General features: G+C 65.7%; 19 protein-coding genes. 7 read left to right on the top strand and 12 right to left on the bottom strand.

The window, feature by feature from the left end:
• Positions 1-121: 121 nt before the first annotated feature.
• Positions 122-1339 (bottom strand): CaiB/BaiF CoA transferase family protein, encoded by a 1218-nt coding sequence (locus ACFWCF_RS15525; RefSeq protein WP_378563080.1) that lies wholly within the window; start codon positions 1337-1339, stop codon positions 122-124.
• A gap of 288 nt (positions 1340-1627) precedes the next feature.
• Between ACFWCF_RS15525 and ACFWCF_RS15520 the strand changes: the two genes are divergently transcribed.
• On the top strand, positions 1628-3052 hold the full coding sequence (locus tag ACFWCF_RS15520) for an MFS transporter (protein ID WP_378562854.1): 1425 nt from the start codon (positions 1628-1630) through the stop codon (positions 3050-3052).
• Between the two features lie 54 nt (positions 3053-3106).
• On the opposite strand, the gene ACFWCF_RS15515 is transcribed toward ACFWCF_RS15520, so the two are convergent.
• Positions 3107-4003, bottom strand: coding sequence for a LysR substrate-binding domain-containing protein (locus ACFWCF_RS15515; protein WP_378562851.1), 897 nt, complete (start codon positions 4001-4003; stop codon positions 3107-3109).
• A gap of 110 nt (positions 4004-4113) precedes the next feature.
• Here ACFWCF_RS15515 and ACFWCF_RS15510 point away from each other — a divergent pair, with 110 nt between their 5' ends.
• Both ACFWCF_RS15510 and ACFWCF_RS15505 read left to right on the top strand, forming a co-directional pair.
• On the top strand, positions 4114-5034 hold the full coding sequence (locus ACFWCF_RS15510) for a CoA transferase subunit A (RefSeq protein WP_378562848.1): 921 nt from the start codon (positions 4114-4116) through the stop codon (positions 5032-5034).
• A complete protein-coding gene (locus ACFWCF_RS15505; protein ID WP_378488415.1) occupies positions 5031-5807 on the top strand; it encodes a CoA-transferase subunit beta in 777 nt (258 codons plus the stop codon). The genes ACFWCF_RS15510 and ACFWCF_RS15505 overlap by 4 nt, the downstream gene beginning before the upstream one ends.
• A 91-nt stretch (positions 5808-5898) precedes the next feature.
• On the opposite strand, the gene ACFWCF_RS15500 is transcribed toward ACFWCF_RS15505, so the two are convergent.
• The 8 genes from ACFWCF_RS15500 to ACFWCF_RS15465 form a co-directional block, all read right to left on the bottom strand.
• On the bottom strand, positions 5899-6447 hold the full coding sequence (locus ACFWCF_RS15500; protein WP_378488416.1) for a DoxX family protein: 549 nt from the start codon (positions 6445-6447) through the stop codon (positions 5899-5901).
• Positions 6448-6510: 63 nt separating this feature from the next.
• Positions 6511-7542, bottom strand: coding sequence for an acyl-CoA dehydrogenase family protein (locus tag ACFWCF_RS15495; RefSeq protein ID WP_378562845.1), 1032 nt, complete (start codon positions 7540-7542; stop codon positions 6511-6513).
• The gene (locus tag ACFWCF_RS15490; RefSeq protein ID WP_378562842.1) at positions 7539-8684 is read right to left on the bottom strand and encodes an acyl-CoA dehydrogenase family protein; all 1146 of its coding nucleotides are present in this window, start codon (positions 8682-8684) and stop codon (positions 7539-7541) included. Before ACFWCF_RS15490 ends, ACFWCF_RS15495 begins: the two co-directional genes overlap by 4 nt.
• Positions 8681-9298, bottom strand: a complete 618-nt coding sequence (locus ACFWCF_RS15485; RefSeq protein ID WP_378488419.1) for a TetR/AcrR family transcriptional regulator — start codon at positions 9296-9298, stop codon at positions 8681-8683. Before ACFWCF_RS15485 ends, ACFWCF_RS15490 begins: the two co-directional genes overlap by 4 nt.
• Positions 9298-10863 carry an AMP-binding protein gene (locus tag ACFWCF_RS15480; protein ID WP_378562839.1) on the bottom strand — a complete coding sequence of 522 codons (1566 nt, stop codon included), beginning with the start codon at positions 10861-10863 and terminating at the stop codon, positions 9298-9300. Before ACFWCF_RS15480 ends, ACFWCF_RS15485 begins: the two co-directional genes overlap by 1 nt.
• A 2-nt stretch (positions 10864-10865) precedes the next feature.
• Entirely contained in the window at positions 10866-12023 is a 1158-nt protein-coding gene (locus ACFWCF_RS15475) for an acyl-CoA dehydrogenase family protein (RefSeq protein WP_054807450.1), read from the bottom strand.
• Between the two features lie 24 nt (positions 12024-12047).
• The gene (locus ACFWCF_RS15470; protein WP_378488421.1) at positions 12048-12857 is read right to left on the bottom strand and encodes a crotonase/enoyl-CoA hydratase family protein; all 810 of its coding nucleotides are present in this window, start codon (positions 12855-12857) and stop codon (positions 12048-12050) included.
• 116 nt (positions 12858-12973) lie between these two features.
• Positions 12974-14419, bottom strand: a complete 1446-nt coding sequence (locus ACFWCF_RS15465) for an ABC1 kinase family protein (protein WP_378562835.1) — start codon at positions 14417-14419, stop codon at positions 12974-12976.
• 185 nt (positions 14420-14604) lie between these two features.
• Between ACFWCF_RS15465 and ACFWCF_RS15460 the strand changes: the two genes are divergently transcribed.
• On the top strand, positions 14605-15624 hold the full coding sequence (locus ACFWCF_RS15460; RefSeq protein WP_378562832.1) for a sigma-70 family RNA polymerase sigma factor: 1020 nt from the start codon (positions 14605-14607) through the stop codon (positions 15622-15624).
• 160 nt (positions 15625-15784) lie between these two features.
• Here the strand turns inward: ACFWCF_RS15460 and ACFWCF_RS15455 are convergent, their stop codons facing one another.
• Complete coding sequence (locus ACFWCF_RS15455) at positions 15785-16321, bottom strand: hypothetical protein (protein ID WP_378562829.1); 537 nt, start codon at positions 16319-16321, stop codon at positions 15785-15787.
• A gap of 115 nt (positions 16322-16436) precedes the next feature.
• Here ACFWCF_RS15455 and ACFWCF_RS15450 point away from each other — a divergent pair, with 115 nt between their 5' ends.
• The 3 genes from ACFWCF_RS15450 to ACFWCF_RS15440 are packed head-to-tail and all read left to right on the top strand — an operon-like array spanning position 16437 to position 19231.
• Entirely contained in the window at positions 16437-17624 is a 1188-nt protein-coding gene (locus tag ACFWCF_RS15450; protein ID WP_378562826.1) for a sensor histidine kinase, read from the top strand.
• A complete protein-coding gene (locus ACFWCF_RS15445) occupies positions 17621-18259 on the top strand; it encodes a response regulator (RefSeq protein ID WP_378562823.1) in 639 nt (212 codons plus the stop codon). The genes ACFWCF_RS15450 and ACFWCF_RS15445 overlap by 4 nt, the downstream gene beginning before the upstream one ends.
• 33 nt (positions 18260-18292) lie before the next feature.
• Positions 18293-19231, top strand: coding sequence for a PaaI family thioesterase (locus tag ACFWCF_RS15440; RefSeq protein WP_378488427.1), 939 nt, complete (start codon positions 18293-18295; stop codon positions 19229-19231).
• Here the strand turns inward: ACFWCF_RS15440 and ACFWCF_RS15435 are convergent.
• Positions 19209-20456, bottom strand: a complete 1248-nt coding sequence (locus tag ACFWCF_RS15435) for a serine hydrolase domain-containing protein (protein ID WP_378562820.1) — start codon at positions 20454-20456, stop codon at positions 19209-19211. The two genes, ACFWCF_RS15440 and ACFWCF_RS15435, sit on opposite strands and share 23 nt — an antisense overlap.
• Positions 20457-20545 lie beyond the last annotated feature (89 nt).

Raw genomic sequence — 20545 nt, 5'->3', positions numbered from 1 at the left:
TTGTACGGCCATTTTCGAATATGTACGCAACTGACGTCAATCGCTGGGTACTGCGGTTTCAATCCGAATCACCGATACGAACAGCTCTCGATTCCTATATGGCCGGATATTTCTTCCTGGATCATCCGACGATCCCGGCCTCGCGTAGTCCCGCGACCTGCTCGTCGGTCAACCCGAGGCGAGCGAGAACGGCGTCGGTGTGTTGCCCGAGTGAAGGCACCGGACCCATGGGCAGTTCGACGTCGCGGAAGTTCATCGGCGGAAGAATGGCGCGCACTGCACCCGATTCGGTCTGCACTTCACGCCATCGATCGCGCTCCCCGAGCTGCGGATGCTCGATCAGCCCCTTCAGGTCGCGCAGACGTGCTGCCGGGATGCCGGCCGCGGCGAGCTTGTCATCCAGCTCGGCACTACCGTATGTACTGGTCGCATCGCCGACGAGCTTGTCGACCTCCTCGCGCCGCGCGACCCGTTCGACGTTGGTCGCATACCGAGGGTCGGTCGCGAGCTCCGGCATTCCGAGCACCTCGGTGAGCGTCCGCCATCCGCGGTCGTTCTGCACACCGATGAGAATCTCACCGTCGGCGGTCGGGTATTTGTCGTACGGGGTGATCGACGTGTGCGCGAGTCCCATCCGCGGGACCTGCCGATCCTGATACATCTGCAGGTACATCGGATAACCGAGCCACTCGGCGGTCGCATCGAACATGGACACGTCGATCGTCGCACCCAGTCCCGTTCGGTAGCGCCGCAGCAGCGCCGCCTGGATCGAGGTCAGCGCGTACATGCCTGCGGCGATGTCGGATGTGGGGATGCCCGTCTTGACCGCAGTCTCGGGGGTACCGGTGATCGAGCACAGTCCGGACTCCGACTGAACCAGCAGGTCGTAGGCCTTCCGGTCGCGCATCGGACCCTCGGTTCCGTACCCGGACATATTGACGACGATCAGCTCCGGATGATCGGCCCGCAGGTCGTCGGCGCCGAGTCCGAGCCGGTCGACGGCGCCGGGAGCGAGGTTCTGAAGGAACACGTCGGCGCCATCGATGAGCGACTTCACCGCATCGACACCGGCGGGAGCCTTGAGGTCCACCGCGAACGATTCCTTACCGCGGTTGAGCCACACGAAGTGCGCGGCGAGGCCGAGAACGGCGCTGTCGTAGTCGCGGGCGAAGTCGCCGTCGCCGACCCGCTCGACCTTGACGACGCGCGCGCCCAGATCGGCGAGATGCCGAGTCGCCAGAGGTGCTGCGACCGCCTGCTCGAGGCTCACCACGGTGATGCCTTCGAGCGGCAGTTCCTCCCTGCCGGAACCATTCCTGCTGGTTGCGTCGCCTGACATATCCGCCTCGCCTGTCACGTGTGTGTCTTCCTTCGAACCGCGGTCGGCTGTATGTCTACCACCAGAGGCACACACACGACGGCGAGCGACTATGTTATTCATCCGCATAAATAGGGGTGGATTCATGCATATTTCGAAACAATCACGACGCAATTAGGTATTGGACGAAGTCACTTACGAGCTGCCAACCTCGATGAGACGCACGACACATCGAGGTTGGCAGGCAGCGAAGTTGTCGGGCAGCGAAGTTGTCGGGCAGCGAATTCGACCGAGAGAAAGCGGAGTCGTATGGCACCGTCGACACCCACCGACCGAGAGATCACGAAGAAGGCGCGCAAAGCCGGAATCGCGTCCTTCATCGGCACGACCATCGAGTGGTACGACTTCTACATCTACGGAACCGCGGCGGCTCTCGTCTTCGGGGAGATCTTCTTCTCCGACGACCTTTCCCCAGGTGTCGGCACCTTGCTCGCGTTCGTCACCTTGTGGGCCGGCTTCCTCGCACGCCCTATCGGCGGTGTCATCTTCGGCCACCTCGGCGATCGCATCGGCCGCAAGAACACACTGGTCATCACACTGATCATGATGGGTATCGCGACCGTCGGCATCGGCCTGCTGCCGACCTACGCCCAGATCGGAATATGGGCGCCCATCCTGCTCGTCGGACTCCGCGTGCTGCAGGGCGTGGCCGTGGGCGGCGAGTGGGGCGGCGCAGTTCTCATCGCGTCGGAGAACGCACCCAAGGGCAAGGGCATCCTCTACTCCGCCTTCGCGCAGCAGGGGTCTCCGGCCGGAAACCTGCTCGCGACCATGGCGTTCTTCTTCCTCGCCGCGATGCCTACACCCGAATTCCTGCTCTACGGCTGGCGTATTCCCTTCCTCGTCTCTGCGCTGCTCGTCATCGTAGGCATGGTGATCCGGCTCAAGCTCGAAGAGTCGGATGCAATGAAGGCCGTCCTCGCCAAGAAGAAGGTCGTCAAGCTTCCGATCGGTGAAGTACTGCGCAAGCATTGGGTCCTGGTTCTACTCGGCGCCGGCGCCCTCCCCCTCGTTCAGGTCACCTACTTCAAGAACACGTTCGCATTATCCTGGGCAACAAATGAACTCGGATACGAGCGAGGGACGTTCCTCGCGATCATCGCCATTGCGCTCGTCGTCCAGTTCATCGTGCAGCCGTTCGGCGCGCTCCTCGTGTCGCGGATCGACATGCGCAAGGCCGTCTGCCTGATGGTGGTGCCCGAACTGTTCCTGATGCCCGCGATGTTCTACGCGATCCGCACCGAGACCTTCGCGATTGCGGCGATCGGTATGTGCATCGCCACGATCCCCCACTCGATGTTCTACGGCGCTATCGCCGGCATCCTCGCCAGGGCGTTCCCCGCGAACATCCGCTACTCGGGACTGTCTGCGGCATACCAATTGTGCTCGCTCGTCGTCGGTGGCGGCACCCCGGTACTCGCACAGTGGATCCTCAATTCGTCGGGCAACGTCACGGGTGTCGCAATCGCGGCGGCCTCATACGCGGCGGTATCTCTGGTGTGCACGCTCATGCTGCTCAATCGCACCGGCTACGACCCGAAGGCGCTGTCGCACGCGGAGCAAGCCGACGAGGACGAACTCGAACTCGCGAGCCGGGACGAAGAGGGCCCACTCCCGAGCCGAGTCGATGACGCTTCGGGTGCAGAAGCCGGGACTGTACGCACTGCCACATAATTCGAGCATCCCCGATGAGCGGTGCCGGCCGGTCCTCGCGACGGCAGGCGCCGCTCACTCGCTCGGAGTGGGCAGCGCTTCCTCGGATAGCCGGAGCACCTCCGCGAGCGCCGCACTGGTGTCGCCTTCACGCCACACGAGACGCACGTCGATCGGGCCCTGCTCGGCAAGCGGCACGAATACGACCTCCGAATTGACGACGTGCCGAGCCACCGACGACACCGTCAACGTACAACCCACTCCCGCAGAAACGAGCGCCACCAGCGACAGCGAATCGGGTGCGCTCTGCACGATTCTCGGTGTGAAGCCGTCGTCGTGCGCAAGTCGCAGCAGGAGCTCGCGCAGCATCGACCCCGGCTCGGAGGGCAACATCACCCACGCTTCACCCGCGAGGTCGGCCAGCTGCACCACGGGCTCGTCCGCCAGCCGGTGCTCTCTCGGCAATCCGACGACGAGATCTTCGCGCGCAATCACCCGGGACGCGATCCCCGGAGGGAAGAACAGCAGCCGCACGATACCGATGTCGAGCGTGCCCTCCGAGAGCCGGTTCAGCACTTCGCTCGCGTAGGCCGAACTCGCGAGCACGAACTCGATACCCGGGTGCGTACGGCGTACGAGCTTCGCCCATTGCCCGACCAGGTGGTGCGACGAGGAGCCGGCGAATCCGATTCGCACGCGGCCCGTGCGGCCGCGCCCGGCAGCAGTCACCGCCATCTCGGCCAGGCGGACCGCATCGAGGATCGCTCGAGCCGGCTCGATGAGAGCCTGTCCGGCCTCCGTCAGCTGAACGCTGCGTGTACTGCGCTCGAACAGGGTTATTCCGAGCTGCTTCTCGAGTTGCTTGATCGTCCTGCTCAGCGGCGGCTGAGCCACGTGCAGACGCTGTGCCGCCCGGCCGAAGTGCAGCTCTTCCGCCACGGCCAGAAACGCTCGGATCTGATGTATCTCCACCCGAGACATTATTGCGCAATACGCAATAATGATGGCAACACTTTGTATTGGACTATATCTATGGCTCCTGCCACAGTCGACAACAACGACAGACGCGGCAGGAGACCGGTATGCCAGCAGACAAAGTGATGACCATGCGTGATGCCATCGCGACGCACGTCCAGGACGGCATGACGATTGCCCTCGAAGGCTTTTCGCACCTGATTCCGTTCGCTGCAGCCCACGAGATCATCCGCCAGGGCCGCAAGAACCTGACGCTGTGCCGGATGACGCCGGACATCATCTCCGACCAACTCATCGCCGCCGACTGTGTCTCGACGCTCGTCGCATCGTTCTTCGCGAGCGGATCCGCGGGGTCGCTGTACGAGATCCGTCGACGCATCGAGAAGCACGACCCGGTGAAGCTGAACGTCGAGGAGTACAGCCACTACGGCATGGTGTGCCGCTATCAGGCGGGCGCGGCCGGTCTGCCGTTCTTCCCTCTGCGCTCGTACGCCGGAAGCGACCTGGCCGCACTGAATCCGAAGATCAAGCTCGTCGACGATCCGTACGGCAACGGCAGCACCTACGTGGTTCCGCCGCTGAACCCGGATGTCACGATCATCCATGCGCAGCGCGCCGATAGGGCAGGCAACATCCAGATCTGGGGTATCGCCGGGGTTCAGCAGGAAGCCGTGTACGCGGCGAAGCACGCGATCGTCGTGGTCGAGGAGATCGTCGACGACAACACCGTGCGCTCGGATCCCAGCCGCACCCTCATACCGTCGCATGCCGTCGACGCCGTGGTCGTGTCGCCCCGCGGCGCGCACCCGTCGTACGCGCAGGGCTACTACGACCGCGACTGTGCCTTCTACCGGCGCTGGACCGAGATCAGCAAGGATCCGCAGGCACTTCGCACGTGGCTGAAGGACTGGGTGTACGAACTCGCCGACCACGACGGATATCTCGCCAAGCTCGGCGACGACTACTGGAGCGATCTCGAGGTCGCGCCGCGATACTCCGAAGCGGTCAACTACGGGAGCAGACGATGACCACTACCGAGCCGTTCACCACGACCGAGCTGATCGTGTCGGTCGCCGCCCGGGCGCTCGCCGGTAAGGACCGCGTCTTCGCGGGTGTCGGCCTGCCGACCCTCGCGGTGGACCTCGCGTGCCGCACCTCGAACCCGGACATCGAACTCATCTACGAGTCCGGTGTGTGCGGCGCGCACCCCGAGGCGATGGCCGAAGGTATTGCCGACTCCGTGGTCGTGTCCGGCGCCGAATCCGTCGTCTCCATGGCATCGCTGTTCGGATACGTACTGCAGGGCGGCAATGTCGACGTCGGGTTCCTCGGCGCGGGCCAGATCGACCGCTACGGAAGCCTGAACACGAGCTTCATCGGCGACTGGGACAAGCCCACCGTGCGGCTTCCGGGTGCGGGTGGCGCTGTGGAGATCATGCCGAACGCGGGCGAGGTCTTCGTCGTCATGCGCAGGCACGACCCGAGCGCGTTTCCTGCCGAGCTCGACTTCTGCACCTCCCCGAGCCCCGTACGAGCCCGTGAGGCCGGCGTCGGCATCATGCCTCGAGGGCGCGGCGTCACCAAGGTGTTCACCAGCCTCGGCGTGCTCTCGCGCAGCGGTCCGTTCGACGAACTCGAACTCACCAGCGTCCACGCCGGTGTCACCGTCGACGAGGTGCGCGCGGCAACGGGATGGGATCTGCTCGTCTCACCCGAGTTGACGGTGACCGAACCGCCGACCGCACACGAGATCGACCTGCTGCGCAACGAGATCGACAAGGTGCGCCTCTACCTGCGGTGACAGGCAACTTTCCTCCGCCTGCATGGGTTTCCGTTGGTCGTGAACCAACGGAAACCCGCACGAGCGGAGGAAAGTTGGGTGAGCTGTCGCGTCAGGACACCGACACGGATTCGTCGTCCTGCTTCGGCGTGGGCCGGTAGCACACACCCAGCAGGGCACCGGCCGCAGCGAGTCCGCCGACCAGTGCGATGAGGACACCGGCCCACCCGTCGAGCAGGTTGTCGCCGAAGATCAGGTGGTCGAGGCTGAAGCTACCGGCACCCATGATCGCGACGGCAACGGCTCCCCCGGCGAGCACGAGGTTGTACTCCCAGCCGTTGGCGGCCACGAAGAAGCCGCTGCCCCGGTGCACGGTCCATGCGGCAACGAACATCAGCGCCACGAAACCGGCGGCAGCGAACGGGGTGAGAAGACCCAGTGCCAGCGCAAGACCCGCGCCGACCTCGGTGAGAGCCGCAAGCCACGCATGAATTCTGCCGGGACGCATGCCCATGCCGTCGAACCAACCGGCCGTACCCGGAATGCGGCCACCTCGGAAAAGTTTGCCGTACCCGTGCGCTGCCATCGTCAGCCCCAGCAGCACGCGAAGTACCAGCAGGCCGGTGTCGATCGTATCCACTTCAGCTCCGTTCCTGGACATGCCCGCGCGTGACGGATGCCCTGACGGTGCCACACCGACCGCACCAGAGGATTGTTACCTACATCACTCGGTGACCAAAGTCCACACATCCCCCGCCGCTACCGCAGCCTCGAGAAGTTCCGCATCCCACGACGCAACAGTGCCGAACTCGTTGCGCCACGACAGGACACGATTCGCGTGCCGATGCAGTTCGTGCTCCATCGTGAAGCCGATCGCACCGAGCGCCTGATGCGCATTGCGGGTGACCACAGCCGCCGCGTGACCGGTGCACGATGCTGCCGCAGCGACCGCGAAGCGGGTGGTGCTACTGCCGAAACCGTTGTCGACCGCGGCCGCCACCGCCGCGTCCGCTGCCGCCCGTGCGAGGGCCGACTCGGCGGCGATTTCGGATACGAGCGCTTGGACGGCCTGGAACTTTCCGAGTGGCCGACCGAACTGGACACGCGCCGTGACATGTTCGACGACGAGCCCCAGAATCCGATCCATCGCTCCCACCGAGGAGAGTGTCCGCGCAAGCGCACCCCGGTAGCGGAACTCCTCGGCCAGCGACGCAGGCACCTCGGCACCCGAGAGCGCAGAGACGTCGACGCGGATGTGGTCGCGCGGCTCCGACGCGAGATTCACGGCCTCCGTGAGTTCGACCTGAGCCCTGGAGATCTCCGCGACCCTCCAGGTACGTCCCGCGTCCTGCCACAGGACGACGATCGAGTCGACGTCGCGCGCCCAGGGCACGAAGCGGGCGCCACCGTCGGCATCGAGTACCGCTGCCGTGCGCACGCCGTCGCCGCCCTCGAGCCCGGCTGTCGTGAGCAGCCACCCGGCGAGCAGGTCGTTCTCCGCGACCGGCACCGCCGCAGCGCCCGCACCGGCTGCGGTGAGAAGCAGCGCCGCCTCGGTCCAGCCTGCGCCGCTGCCACCGGTCGCTTCGTCGCCGGTCAGGCGTGCGAGACCCAATTCGCTGAGCGTGGCCCACAGGCTGCGATCGAATTCGATGACGTCACCGATGCGGTGGTCGTCGCCGGAGGTGAACACTTCGGCGAGCATCCGCTCGAAGTCGCGCAATTCGGTGTTGTCCGTTGCCGTGTTGTCGGTCATCGTAGTCCCAATCCTCGTGCAATGACCCCGCGCAGGATCTCGCTGGTTCCGCCGCGCAATGTGAAGCCCGGGCGCTGCATGACGCTCGCCCGGATCAGCTGCGAAAGATGTTCGTCGGAGGTTCCGTAGCCGGCGATCTCGTCCGCCAGATCGGAGAGGTCACCCTCGGTTTTCGTGCCGAGCACCTTCACCACCGACGCGGCAAGTTCCGCGTTCTCCCCGCGTTCGAGCGATTCGGATACCGCCGTGGACATCCGGTGCAGCCCGGCCATCCGACCGATGGTCGCGCCGATCCGCGTGTCGGATTCGACGGTGCCCGACCCGACACCGCGGACCAGGCCCTCGAGGACACCGAACGTCGACAGGAATCGTTCGGGACCGCTGCGTTCGAAGCCGAGTTCGCTCGTGACCTGCTCCCAGCCCGATCCGATCGCACCGAGGACGAGATCGTCGGGGACGAAGACGTCCTCGAGCAGCACCTCGTTGAAGTGGTGGTCGCCGGACATCGACAGGATCGGGCGGATGGTCACGCCGGGCGAGTCGAGCAGCACGATGAACTGGCTCAGGCCGTCGTGGCGGTGCGCTGGGTCGAGCGGCGCGGAGCGGGCGAGACCGAAGAATGCGTCGGCGTGATGTGCACCCGAGGTCCACAGCTTGGTTCCCGTGATCTTCCAACCGCCCTCGACCTGGACGGCGCGAGTCTTGACGCTGGCCAGGTCGGAGCCGGAGTCGGGCTCGGACATGCCGATGGCCCAGCAGATCTCGCCCGCAGCGATGCCAGGGAGGAACCTCTGCTTCTGCGCTTCGGTGCCGTACTTCAGAAGAGACGGCGCGGCCTGCCGGTCCGCGACCCACTGTGCCGCGACGGGAGCACCGACCGCGAGAAGTTCTTCGGTGACGACGAAGCGCTCCATGAAAGTGCGCCCGTGCCCGCCGTATTCGGTGGGGATCGTCATGCCGACCCAGCCCTCGGCCGCGAGCGCCCGGGTGAAGTCGATGTTCCATCGGGTCAGCCAGGTATCGATACCGGGTGTGAACACCCCGGACGCGATCTGTTCCTTCAGGAAAGCCCTCACCTGCATGCGCAGTTCGGCGAGCGCCGGATCGGGTGTCCCGGCCTGCGGGACCAGTCGTGTACTCATCGTGATTCTCTTCCGTCGCGCGGGGCAGCGTTCGTCCCGCTCGGGCACAACAAATCCATTGCCATGTCGGCATAGCGTTCGGCGATATCGTCCGGCGTGTCGGGTCCGGCCGGGTCGTACCAGTTGGCGATCGCAGACACCATCGCCAGGATCGATCTGCGGCAGTCGTCGGGATATTTCGTGGTGAACAGGTCCTGGCGGACGCCCTCGTCGATGATGTCGCGCATCCGTTTGCGTCCCGCGCGTCGGCGCTCGTCGTACTGGCGTGCCCCGTCGGGCTCCAGATTGCGCACCTCGGTCGCGATCAGCTGCCCCTGCTTGGGGTACTGGGTCCGGAACTTGACGTTCCCCCGCACGAACGCGCGTAGCTGCGCGACGGGATCGTCTCCGGCATCGGCGAGCTCGGCGTCGCACACCGCGTCGTACGTGTCGACGCCGTCCAGCAGAATCGCGAGCAGCAGATCCTGCTTGTTCTTGTAGTGGTAGTACAGCGCAGACAGGCTCACGCCGGCTTCCTGCGCGATGGTCCGGATCGATGACGCTCCGTACCCGTTGCGCACGAACTCTTTACGTCCGACATCGATGAACAGTTGCTGTTTGGGAGACGGTGCCATCACGTCGTCCCCGCATCGGCATACACGTCGATGAGGTCTTGCAGAGCACCCTTGACCATCTTGCCGGTGGCGGTACGCGGCAGGTCGTCGACGAAGCGAACTCTACGCGGGCACTTGAACTTCGACAGCCTCTCATGGCAGAAGTCGATGATCTCGCGTTCGAGGTCGTCGCCCGGCGCGGCGCCCTCTGCGGGGCGCACGAACGCTTCGACGCGTTCACCGCGGTCCACGTCCGGAACACCCACCACCGCGACATCGCCGACCCCCGGGTGCAGGGCAAGGATGTTCTCGATCTCCTGCGGGTAGATGTTCACTCCACCGGAGATGATCGTGAACTTGTCGCGGCCGGTGAGGTACAGGTAATCGTCCTCGTCGAGGTAACCGAGGTCGCCGTTGGTCGCCCAGTTCTTCTCGAACGGATGTCGCGCGGACTCGGTCTTGACCGGATCCTTGTGGTACTCGACGTTCTGCACGGGTTTCTCGAAGTAGACGGTCCCTGCCTGCCCTGCAGGCAGCTCGCTGCCGTCGGCTGCACAGATGTGCGCGATCCCGCTGCTTCCGGCTCCTCCTGTGCGGCCCACACTTCCGGGCTTGCGGAGCCACTCCTGCGGTGTGATGACAGTGCTGCCGACCGCCTCGGTGGCCGAGTAGTACTCGTACACGATCTCACCCCACCACTGGATGAGGTTCGCCTTGACTTCGACGGGACACGGCGCCGCAGAGTGGATCGCGCAGCGCAGCGACAACAGGTCGTACTTGTCGCGTACCTCGTCGGGGAGTCGGAGCAGTCGCACGAAATGCGTGGGAACCCATTGACTGTGGGTGACGCGATGGCGCTCGATCAGTTCCAGCGACAGTTCCGCATCGAAGCGTTCCATGAGCACGACGCTGCCACCCAACCCCTGCGTGAGCACGCTGTAACGCAGCGGCGCCGAGTGGTAGATCGGCGCAGGCGACAGGTAGACGGTGTCCTCATCGAACCCGAAGTGCCGCAGCATGTCGATGAGGGGAGTTCCGGGATCTTCGTCGATCTGCACACCGCTGAGCCGGGGCTTGATTCCCTTGGGACGCCCGGTGGTTCCCGACGAGTACAGCATGTCGCTGCCCCGCGGCTGATCTGTGAGCGGCACCGTGGACAGGCCTTCGACCTCGGTCTCGTAGTCGAGGTGGCCCGGGATCGATCCACCGAACGCGACGCGATGCCGCACCTTCGGTGTCAGTGCGGCGATCTCTTCCGCGAGCGACATGAGGGGTGCCGATACCAGCAGGATCGTCGCGTCACAGTCGTCCACGATGTACGCGGCCTCCGCGGCCGCGAGATGCGAATTGACGAAGGTGATGTACACACCGGAACGGAGCGCACCCCAATACAGTTCGTACACAGTCGCGTCGTTGACGGTGATCACTGCGACATGATCACCGGCACCCACATCGTGCGCGCGTAGCCAGTGTGCGAACCGGACGGACGCATCCTCGAGTTCTCGATAGGTGATCGTCCGCCCGGTCGCAGCCTCGTGTACCGCGGGCCGATCCGGGTGCGTTGCAGCGTAGCGGCCCGGGTACATGACTACAGCCCCAGATCCTTGGAGATGATCGTCTTCATGACTTCGCTGGTGCCACCGTAGATCCGCGTGACCCGCGTGTCGGCGTACAGGCGGGCGATCGGGTACTCGGTGATGTAGCCGTAGCCGCCGTGCAACTGCAGGCACTTGTCGATGACCCGGCCGGCGACCTCCGTGCAGAACAGCTTGGCACGCGCCGCGTCGGCGACCGACAGTTCCTTGCGGTCCAGCAGCTCGAGGCAGTGATCGACGTAGACACGCGCCGCCTGTGTTTCGGCGGAACACTCGGCGAGCACGAACTTCGAGTTCTGGAACGAGGCGACCGGCTTCCCGAACACCTTGCGGTCCTGGGTGTATGCGATCGCGTGCGAGATCGCTGCCTCGGCGAAGCCCACCTGGTTCAGTGCGATGGCGAGACGTTCCTGCGGCAGGTTGTGCGCGAGGTAGCCGAAGCCGGCGCCTTCTTCACCGAGGAGGTTCTCGACCGGTACCTTGACGTCGCTGTAGGACAGCTCGGCGGTGTCCTGCTGATGCAGGCCGATCTTGTTGAGCTTGCGGCCCACGGCGAAGCCCTCGGTCGCGGTGGGGACGGCGATGATCGACAGGCCGCCGCGCCGGTCCTCCGGATCGAACGGCGAGGTGCGGCACACCGTGAGGATCAGATCGGCGGTGGCACCACCGGTGATGAAGGTCTTGGCGCCGTTGACGATGTAGTGCGAGCCGTCTTCCGACAGCTTCGCGGTGGTCGCGATGTTCGCGAGGTCGGAACCGGTGCCCGGCTCGGTCATCGCGATGGCCGTCATGATCGAGCCGTCCGCGAAGCCCGGCAGCCAGCGCTTCCGCTGCTCCTCGGTGGCGTACTCGAGCAGGTACGGCAGGATCAGGCACGCGTGGACGGTGTAACCACCGAACGACACACCGGCGCGCGCGACCTCTTCGAACACGATCGTGTTGTAGATGAAGCTGGATTCGCCACCGCCACCGAACTCTTCGGGCACCTGGATGCCGAGGATGCCGAGTTCGCCGAGGCGGCGGAAGAACTCGCGCGGGGGGTGTCCGAGCTCGTCCCACTCCTCACGGTGCGGTGCAACGTCGCGCTCGATGAAGTCACGCACCATCTGGCGGAACGCGTCGTGCTCTTCGGTGAGGATAGTCCTCTTCACGATATGGAATCCTTCTGTTCTGGGTTACTTGCCGGTGAAGTTGCCCGGGCGGCGTTCCATGAATGCCGCGAGCGCTTCTCGATGGTCTTCGGTGTGGTGCGAGAGCGCCTGCAGCGACGCAGACAGCTCGAGTAGGGTGTCGAGGTCGACGCGTTGTCCTTCGCGGAGCAGCTTCTTGGTCATGCGCAGTGCGTGCGGCGGGTTGACGGCGACACGGTCGGCGAGCGCGCGCGCAGTCTCGAGCAACTGCTCGGGCTCCACGACCTGCGACACCATGCCCCAGTCGAGGGCGGTGGCGGCATCGACGCGATCACCGGTGAACGCCATCTCGGCGGCGCGGGCGGCGCCGATCGCGCGCGGCAGCAGCCACGCGCCGCCGTCACCCGGGATGATGCCGAGTTTGACGAAGCTCTCGGCGAAGAACGCCTTCGTCGACGCGACCCGCATGTCGCACATCATCGCCAGGTCGCAGCCGGCGCCGACGGCGGGGCCGTTGACGGCCGCGATGATCGGCACCTCACAGTGGAAGATCGCTTTGGGCAGCCGTTGGATTCCGCGCCGGTAGCCGTCGCGGAGGGCGTGCGGTGCACCGGCGAACATGCCGGTGCGATCGACCATGTCCTTGACGTTGCCGCCCGCGGAGAACGCCGAGCCGGCGCCGGTGAGGATCACGACGCGGGTGTCGACGTCGTCGTTCGCCCGGTCCACGAGTTCGACGAGGCGTTCGACGACGTCGTCTCCGGAGATCGGGTTCCGCGCTTCGGGAAGGTTGATCGTCCACGTGACGACGTGGCCGTCCCGTTCGGCGAGTACGACGTCCTGCGATGCACTCATGGGGTCGTGATCCTTCCGTTGCGCTGCCATCGACGTGCCGAACCAACGTGCTGGGTCGAACGATCGTTAAACTACGGCGCGCGCGATGGACTGTAAAGACCTCCGACGCTTTTCGCTCAGTCGGGCAGGCTCACGCCCGATTCGGTGATTCTTATGGCTACTTCGTCAGGAAAGACATTGAGGAAGACGAACGGGTCGCGGCCCAGTACCCATCCCGGTGCGAGCGCGGTCGCATAGCGCTCGAAATAGCCGACCTGTTTGCCGAACAGCACCAGTTCCTCGGGACTCGTGGTGTTCCATCGACGCCCCAGCGACACGAGCGCACCGATCAACGCGCTGAGCCGCAACTCCGAGAGGTCTCGTCCCAGCAGCGGGCCGAAGGTCTCCGCCATCTGCCGCCCGACCTCCGCATCATCGACATCGAGATTCTCCGCGACCCCGAGCTCCCGGAGACTGCTCGCGACCGAGGAGAAGTCACCGTCGAGCAACGACGAGCGGAACAATTCGCGCAGCACCGTGCGCCACTGTTCGGGGAGCTCACCGACGATCCCGAAGTCGAGCAACGCGACACGGCCGTCGTCGAGGTGCCACAGATTCCCGGCGTGCACATCACCGTGGAACGGGCCGTGCAACAGCACCGCCTCGATCCACACCTTCACACCGCGCCGAACCAGCAGCGCGGTGTCGAGCCCCTCCTCCCCCGACACGACGCGGTCGAGGGGTGTGCCCGTCAGGCGTTCCATGCAGATCACTCTCGGCCCGCACCAATTCCAGTAGACCTCGGGCACGGTGACGAACCGGTTGTCGCCGAACGCCCCGATGTTGTTGCGGAAGCGATCCTGCCGGTCGGCCTCGACCGCGGCGTTGAGTTCGGTCATCGTTGCGTTGTAGAGGTCGCGGATGATCGCAGGAGTGTTGGCGATCCGGAAGAACTCGAAGATCTGCAGCATCTTGGCACCGACGTACGCCGCGCGCAGATCGACGAGCATCCGTCGTGCGATCCCGGGGCGTTGCACCTTGATCACGGCTTCGCGTCCGTCGAGGAGCACGCATCCGTGGACCTGCGCGACCGAGGCCGCTGCGAGCGGCACATCGTCGAATGACGAGAACATCTCGCCGATCGGGTGCCCGAGGTCTTCCTCGATGACCGCGCGCGCCTGTTCGGACGGGAAGGTGGGCACGTCGTCGAGCATGCGCAGGCAAGCGTCGGCGAGCGGGGCAGGGAACAGACCCGGCGACGATGCGACGAGCTGACCGAGTTTCACGAATGTGGGTCCGAGATGTTCGAATGCGTCGACGGTGCCGTGCGCGGCCGCATCGACGACACTGCGACGGGGTGCGCGCCCGACGATGCTCATCGCGGCCCATCGCACCACCGCCCACGTCACGAACGCGACGAGCGCGAAGGCGACGACAACGGCGCGACCGAGTTCGGCGGTCCCGAACCTGTCGAGCGGCGGAGTCTCGACGTGCAATGCATCGAGTGGCGGCCCACCCGCGAACGGCCCCACGGGGCCCGCCCCACCCGACGCATCGTTCCGCCCGAAGTGTTCCTGCAACACCGGCCCCAATCCTTCCCTCCGCGACCCCCACCAGGACACGGCTTCGTCACGCTACCCGCATAACAGGCGTAATCGAAGCGTTCGTGACCTCCGCGGGAAGCACCTCTGCGGACTGTTGCCTGTCGGTCCCCCGGACTACTCTCGGGCAGGTAGTTGTTCAGGCAGTCGGACGAGGGCGGAGACCCATGGCAGAACAGCTCCTTGACACCCCATCGAGTGACCTCGGCGATACCACATTCATGGATGCCGCCGAACCGTACCGGCGCGAACTTCTCGCGCACTGCTACCGCATGAGCGGTTCCCTCCACGACGCCGAAGACCTGGTGCAGGAAACGTACCTGCGGGCGTGGCGAGGATACGACAATTTCGGCGGACGCTCGTCGTTGCGCACGTGGCTGCATCGCATCGCCACCAACGTGTGCCTCACGGCGCTCGAGGGTCGCAAACGCAGACCCTTGCCCACCGGGCTGGGTGCACCGAGTTCCGATCCGACGGACGACCTCGTGACGCGTCAGGAAGTCCCCTGGCTCGAGCCGATCCCCGGCAGCTACACCGACGACGGGCACACCGACGACCCGAGCGATCCCGCAACGATCGTCGCGTCACGCGATTCGATCCGGCTCGCGTTCGTCGCCGCGCTGCAGCACCTGTCGGCGCGGCAACGCGCAGTGCTCCTGTTGCGCGATGTACTGCAATGGCGGGCAAGCGAAGTCGCCGCCGCACTCGATACCACCACCGCCGCAGTGAACAGCCTGCTGCAACGCGCCCGCGCGCAGCTACGCGACTCCCAGGCCTCGAACGTCGAACTCAGCGAACCCGACAGCGCCGAAACCCGCGCGCTCGTGAAGCGGTGGGTCGAGGGGTTCGAGAAATACGACATCGATTCGCTCGTCACGATGCTCACGGAGGACGCCATCTGGGAAATGCCGCCGTTCGACGGCTGGTATCAAGGCGCCGACGCCATCGTGACTCTGATCAAGTGCAACTGCCCGGCAAAAGGCCCGGGCGATCAGATCCTGCTCCCCACGGTGGCGAACGGACAGCCGGCCCTCGGACTCTATATGCGTGGTGAAGACGGGCAGCACCGTCCTTTTCAACTCCAGGTCCTCGACATCGTCGAGGGCAAGGTTGCGCACGCGACGGTCTTCTTCAGCGACGACCTCGTCAGACTGTTCGCGCGCTTCGGGCTACCGGCTCACCCCTGAGCCGCACCTTCGCCCTCGGGTGCCCACTGCGCACGGCAGCCTCGATATCCATCCACATGGCCTCCCACACGTGGTTGTCGAGGTCGCGGAACGCGCGGCTGTGTGAATAGTCGGCTCGAATAGACAGACACGCGTTCGACGAATAACCCATCGCGTCCGGTCACGCTTTGCTCAGGACCCACACCGGGCCGGTGATCAACCAGATCGCGGTGATGATGCCGAGCATCGGGAACACGGCGTTGAGAGCAGCGCTCTGTGCGTCGGTCGCGACGGTCGCACCGAGTCCCAGGATCGCGGCGCCGCTGACCCCGGCCGCGATGAGCCAGCGCCCGAAGCTCGCGCACTCGTACCGGAACGCCTCCGACCCTTCCTTCGGCGGTCGCGCGGGCTTCTCACCACCGGCGAACAGGTAGGCGAAACGACTATCGGCCCAGCGGATGATGCTGGGGCCGAACGCGACACTCACCCCCAGGTAGATCCCGGCGATTCTGTGGATGTAGCCGACTTCCGTGCCGTTCCGCAGATCGAGTGCCACCGCAGCGAGCAATACCACGTCGATCACCGGGATCAGTGCGAGCGCAACTGCGCCGACCTTCGGTAGACGCAGCGGATATCGGAGCACGAGGCCGAGTGCAAGAACAACCCAGAACCCGACCTCGCTGGCGATGATGAATGCGGTGATGTGGCTGGTGAACATGATTGGAGCATGTCGTCGGGAGACTCGTCGCCGCGTCCGCCGATCGGGTCGCAGAGCGTCATCACTTCGGATGACGCCGGTCTGTTCGGGCAGGTCGTTGTGATCGAATGGCATCGTGATCGACCGATACGCAGCCGCGCTCATCGCACTCGCATATTTCGTGTGCGGCGCGGTGCTGTATCTGCTGGACCTCGGTGCCCTGGTTGCCCACGACGAGACGTCGGTGCAGGTGCGGCTGGCGCTTCTCGCTGCCGTGTGCGTACCGATGCTCCTGCGCCGTTCGCACCCACTACTCGGTCTGGCGCTGGCCTCGGTGCCCGTCGCCGTCGACTTCGCACTCGGTATGTCCCTGCCGGTGTGGATCGCGTACGGCGATCTGCTGTTCGCGGCCGCGTTGTACGGCACTGCCCGGACGAGTGTGTTCCTGGAGCGGGCACCGATCGCACCGATCGCGATACTCGCCGTCGGAGCCGGAATCTACACCGGCGAGCTGAGACCGGCGGTGTTCGTCGCGGCCATGGGCGCACTCCTCATCTCACTGCCTGTGTGGTGGGCCCGGTCGGTGCGCACCCACCGCGACGCAGCCGAGGCCGAGCGCGTCAAGGCGCAGGCACTCGCCCAGGTCGCCGAACTCGACCGCGCCGCCGCAATCACCGCTGAACGGCAACACCTCGCGCGCGACCTGCACGACATCGTCGCCGGGCACCTGTCGGCGATCGCGATCCAGAGCGAAGCGGCGCTGCGGCTGCGCGAACGCGATCCGCAGAAAGCGATGACGGTCCTCGAGTCGGTTCGCACCAACAGCGTCGAAGCGCTCAGGGAGATGCAGTCGATGGTGACGTTGCTGCGCAGCGAGGACACGCGCGACGACACCGCCACCGCCGGACGTCTCGCCGACCTGTCCGGCCTCGTCTCGTCGGCCGAGGCGAGCGGCAACACCGTCACGATCGATGCGCGCGGGCTTCCCGAACTCGACGCCGAAGTCGACGTGACCGCCTACCGCATCATCCAAGAAGCCCTGACGAATGCCACCAAGCACGCACCCGGACAGCCCGTAGTCGTGTGCCTCGCGGCTGATCGTCGCGAACTGACGATCCGGATCTCGAACCCGCTCGGGACCAGCATCGGAGCTATCGGCGCATCTCCCGACAGTGATGCATTTCCCGACGGTGAGGAACGGCAGGGGCTGCGCAATATCGCGGAGCGCGCCGCCGCGATCGGTGGTGGTGCCCGCTCCCGGATCGTCGACGATCAGTGGCGAACAGAAGTACACCTGCCTTTGCGAAACGGAGCCGCCCGGTGACCATCACAGTCCTGCTGGCCGACGATCACACCGCGATCCGCAGCGGCCTGCGGATGATCCTCGAGTCCGACCCCGATATCGAGGTGGTCGGTGAGGCCGCCGACGGCGCCGTCGCCGTGTCCCAGGTACGCGCACTGCAACCCGATGTGGTGCTGATGGATATCCGGATGCCGGGAACCGACGGCATCGCCGCCACGCGCATCATCACCTCGGAAACCGGTAGCCGGGTGCTCGTACTCACCAGCTTCGAGATCGACGAGTACGTGTTCGACAGCTTGCGGGCCGGTGCGGGGGGCTACCTCCTCAAGACCGCATCGGCCGATGCTCTGCTGCACGCGATCCGGTCCGTGCACGCGGGCGACGGAGTGCTCGCGCCGGAGGTCACCCGAACGGTGATCGACGCGTTCGCCGCCGTGCGCGACCGCACGCCCGCGCCGGTCCCCGCCCTCGAGACCCTCACCGGCAGGGAACGCGAGGTGTTCGACCTCATCGGCGAAGGCCTGTCGAACAGACAGATCGCCACCCGCCTCGGGGTCAGCGAAACCACCGTGAAGACGCATGTCGCGCGGGTTCTGCACAAGCTGGATCTGCAGTCACGGATCCAGGCCGCGATCCTCGCGCACGAGTCCCGCTGAGTCCTCCACCGCTGCCTGAGCGAGAATCGAGGCATGACGCTCGATATTTCCACGTTCCCGATCGACCGACCCGCCACCTACACGGGGGTCGGGGTGAACGTGTGCTCGCCCGACTCTGTCTCGGTGACGCAGACAGTCGGCCCCACCTTCTTCGACCACCGCGGACAGGTCACGATCTCGGCGCTCGGCGCCTTGTCCGACATTGTCGGAGCCGCCCCCGCCGGTGTCGCCAGGGAACACGCCACCGGGCTCCGTGCGCAAGGCGTGCTCGCGCAACTCACAGCGTCGACCGCACATCCGTTCCCGCACGCCGGCCGAGTGTCCGGAGTCGGACGCAGCATGCATTTCGACGACACCTCGGGTCTGTCGTCCGCAGAAATCCTCGATGAGCACGGCAACCTCGTCCTGCACCTGACCGGACGGACCATCGTCGTCGGACGCGCACCCGTCGACGGCGGCGGCGCACCGACCGACGCCTTCCCCACCGCCCCGGACGAGCACGAGCCATGGATCGACGGCGATGTCCTCGCTTCCAGGTCCGGCCTCGACATCGTCGGCGGCATCGCTTCCGGCACGCTGCCGCGAGGTCCGCTCGCGGGGATGCACGACCTCCGGGTGCACAACGTCGAACGCGGTGCGGTGCGCGCCACCGTCGCACCGAGCCAGTGGATGACGAACTTCATCGGCTCGATCCAGGGCGGAGTGCTGCTCTCGATCGCCGAGATCGTCACCGGCCTCGCAGCACAGAGTCTCACCGAAGCGGGCGGGCAGTACCGGATGCTTCAGATCACCCTCGACTACCTGCGTTCTCCCGCGGTGCCCGGACCGGTCGTGCAGGTGCAGTCCGACGTGGTGCGGGCCGGACGGCGTCTCGCTTCACTGGAAACGTTGCTGACCGGGGAGGACGGCACGGTGTATGTGCGGGCGTATGCAAGCGTGCAACTGTTCTCTACGCCCGCCGAGCAGCAGTGACGGCTGCTGCCCCGAGCCGCGGGAACCGTCCGTCGGAGATCGTGGTGTAGGCGTTTCCCATCCGGTTGGTCACGAACGCGAACGACAGTCCGGTCTCGGGATCGGCGAATGCGCCGGAACCCCCGAAACCGTAGTGCCCGATCGACCTGAGCGGCTGCTGACGCACTGCCACCCAGGCGGGGTGGTAGCCGAGTCGCCAGTTGGGACGGAAACCGAGAACGTAGTCGCGACGACGTGTCTGCACCTCGAGCAACTGTTCGACGGTCTCCTCCTTCAGCAGCCGGTGGCCACCGTTACCGGTCCCGGATGCATCGCCGAGTGCACCCCCATTCGCGAGCGCGCCGTACATCCGGGCCAGCGAACGCGCGGTGAATACGCCGTTCCAGCCGGGCATCACGGCGTCGTGAGCCCGGGGACTGCGCATCACCTCGTCGAATCCTTCCGCCATCCCGGCTTCGGCAAGGCCCTTGATGCCGGGCATCCGCGACATCACCGCGCCCGCGGTCGCCCACGGCGCGGGCAGAAAGTTGACCTTGGGAAACACTCGCGCGATGCGGTGCCGCTGCTCGGGCGGCACGCGATACCAGAACTCCGCCGCCCCGAACTCCTCCGCGCCGAGCGGCTCGGCGATCTCCTGCCGGACGAGATCTTGGAACGGCACACCTGAGGCCCGAGCGGCGACCTCCGCGACGAGGTTCCCGTAGGTCACGGCGTGATAGCCCGGTCCTGTCAGCCGACGCGGATCCGGGGGCGATGCCGCGAGTGCCGCGGCGACCTTCTCCGAATCGAGGAGCCCGAAGCGTCCCGGAACGAGCCCGCGGGCTTTGTGGAGGCCCGCACGATGCGACATGAGTTCGCGAACGGTGATGCTTCCTTTCCCTGCCGCGCCGAACTCGGGCCAGTACTGCTCGACCGGTGCGTCGTACGACACCAGGTCACGCTCGGCGAGACGGTGCAACACCGTGCTGGCGACGCCCTTTCCCGTGGAGAACGACAGCACGATCGTGTCGCTCGCCCAGCGACGCTGCTTGTCGGCCCACCCCGCCCAGACATCGAGAACCGGTTCGCCGTGCAGGTACGCGGCAATCGCGCCGCCGCCCTGACCCGGTTTGTCGAACATCCGGAAGAAGAGGTCGGCGACGGGCAGGAATCGCTGGTCGACGACCATCTCCGTGTTCAGCGCCGCCTTCGGCATCGGTTCGTCACCGCTGGCCACCGTGTTCATCTCCCATCCGTAGGTTCCGGACCCGATGGTAGGGATCGGCCGGACGACGTGCGCACGTTCTCCGGCGTTCGACCGCTTACTGCACCCGG

This window comes from Rhodococcus sp. NPDC060090, assembly GCF_042729855.1.
GTDB lineage: Bacteria > Actinomycetota > Actinomycetes > Mycobacteriales > Mycobacteriaceae > Rhodococcus.
Note: the sequence above shows the minus strand (reverse complement) of the source record. Positions and strands in the feature narration are given on the sequence as shown.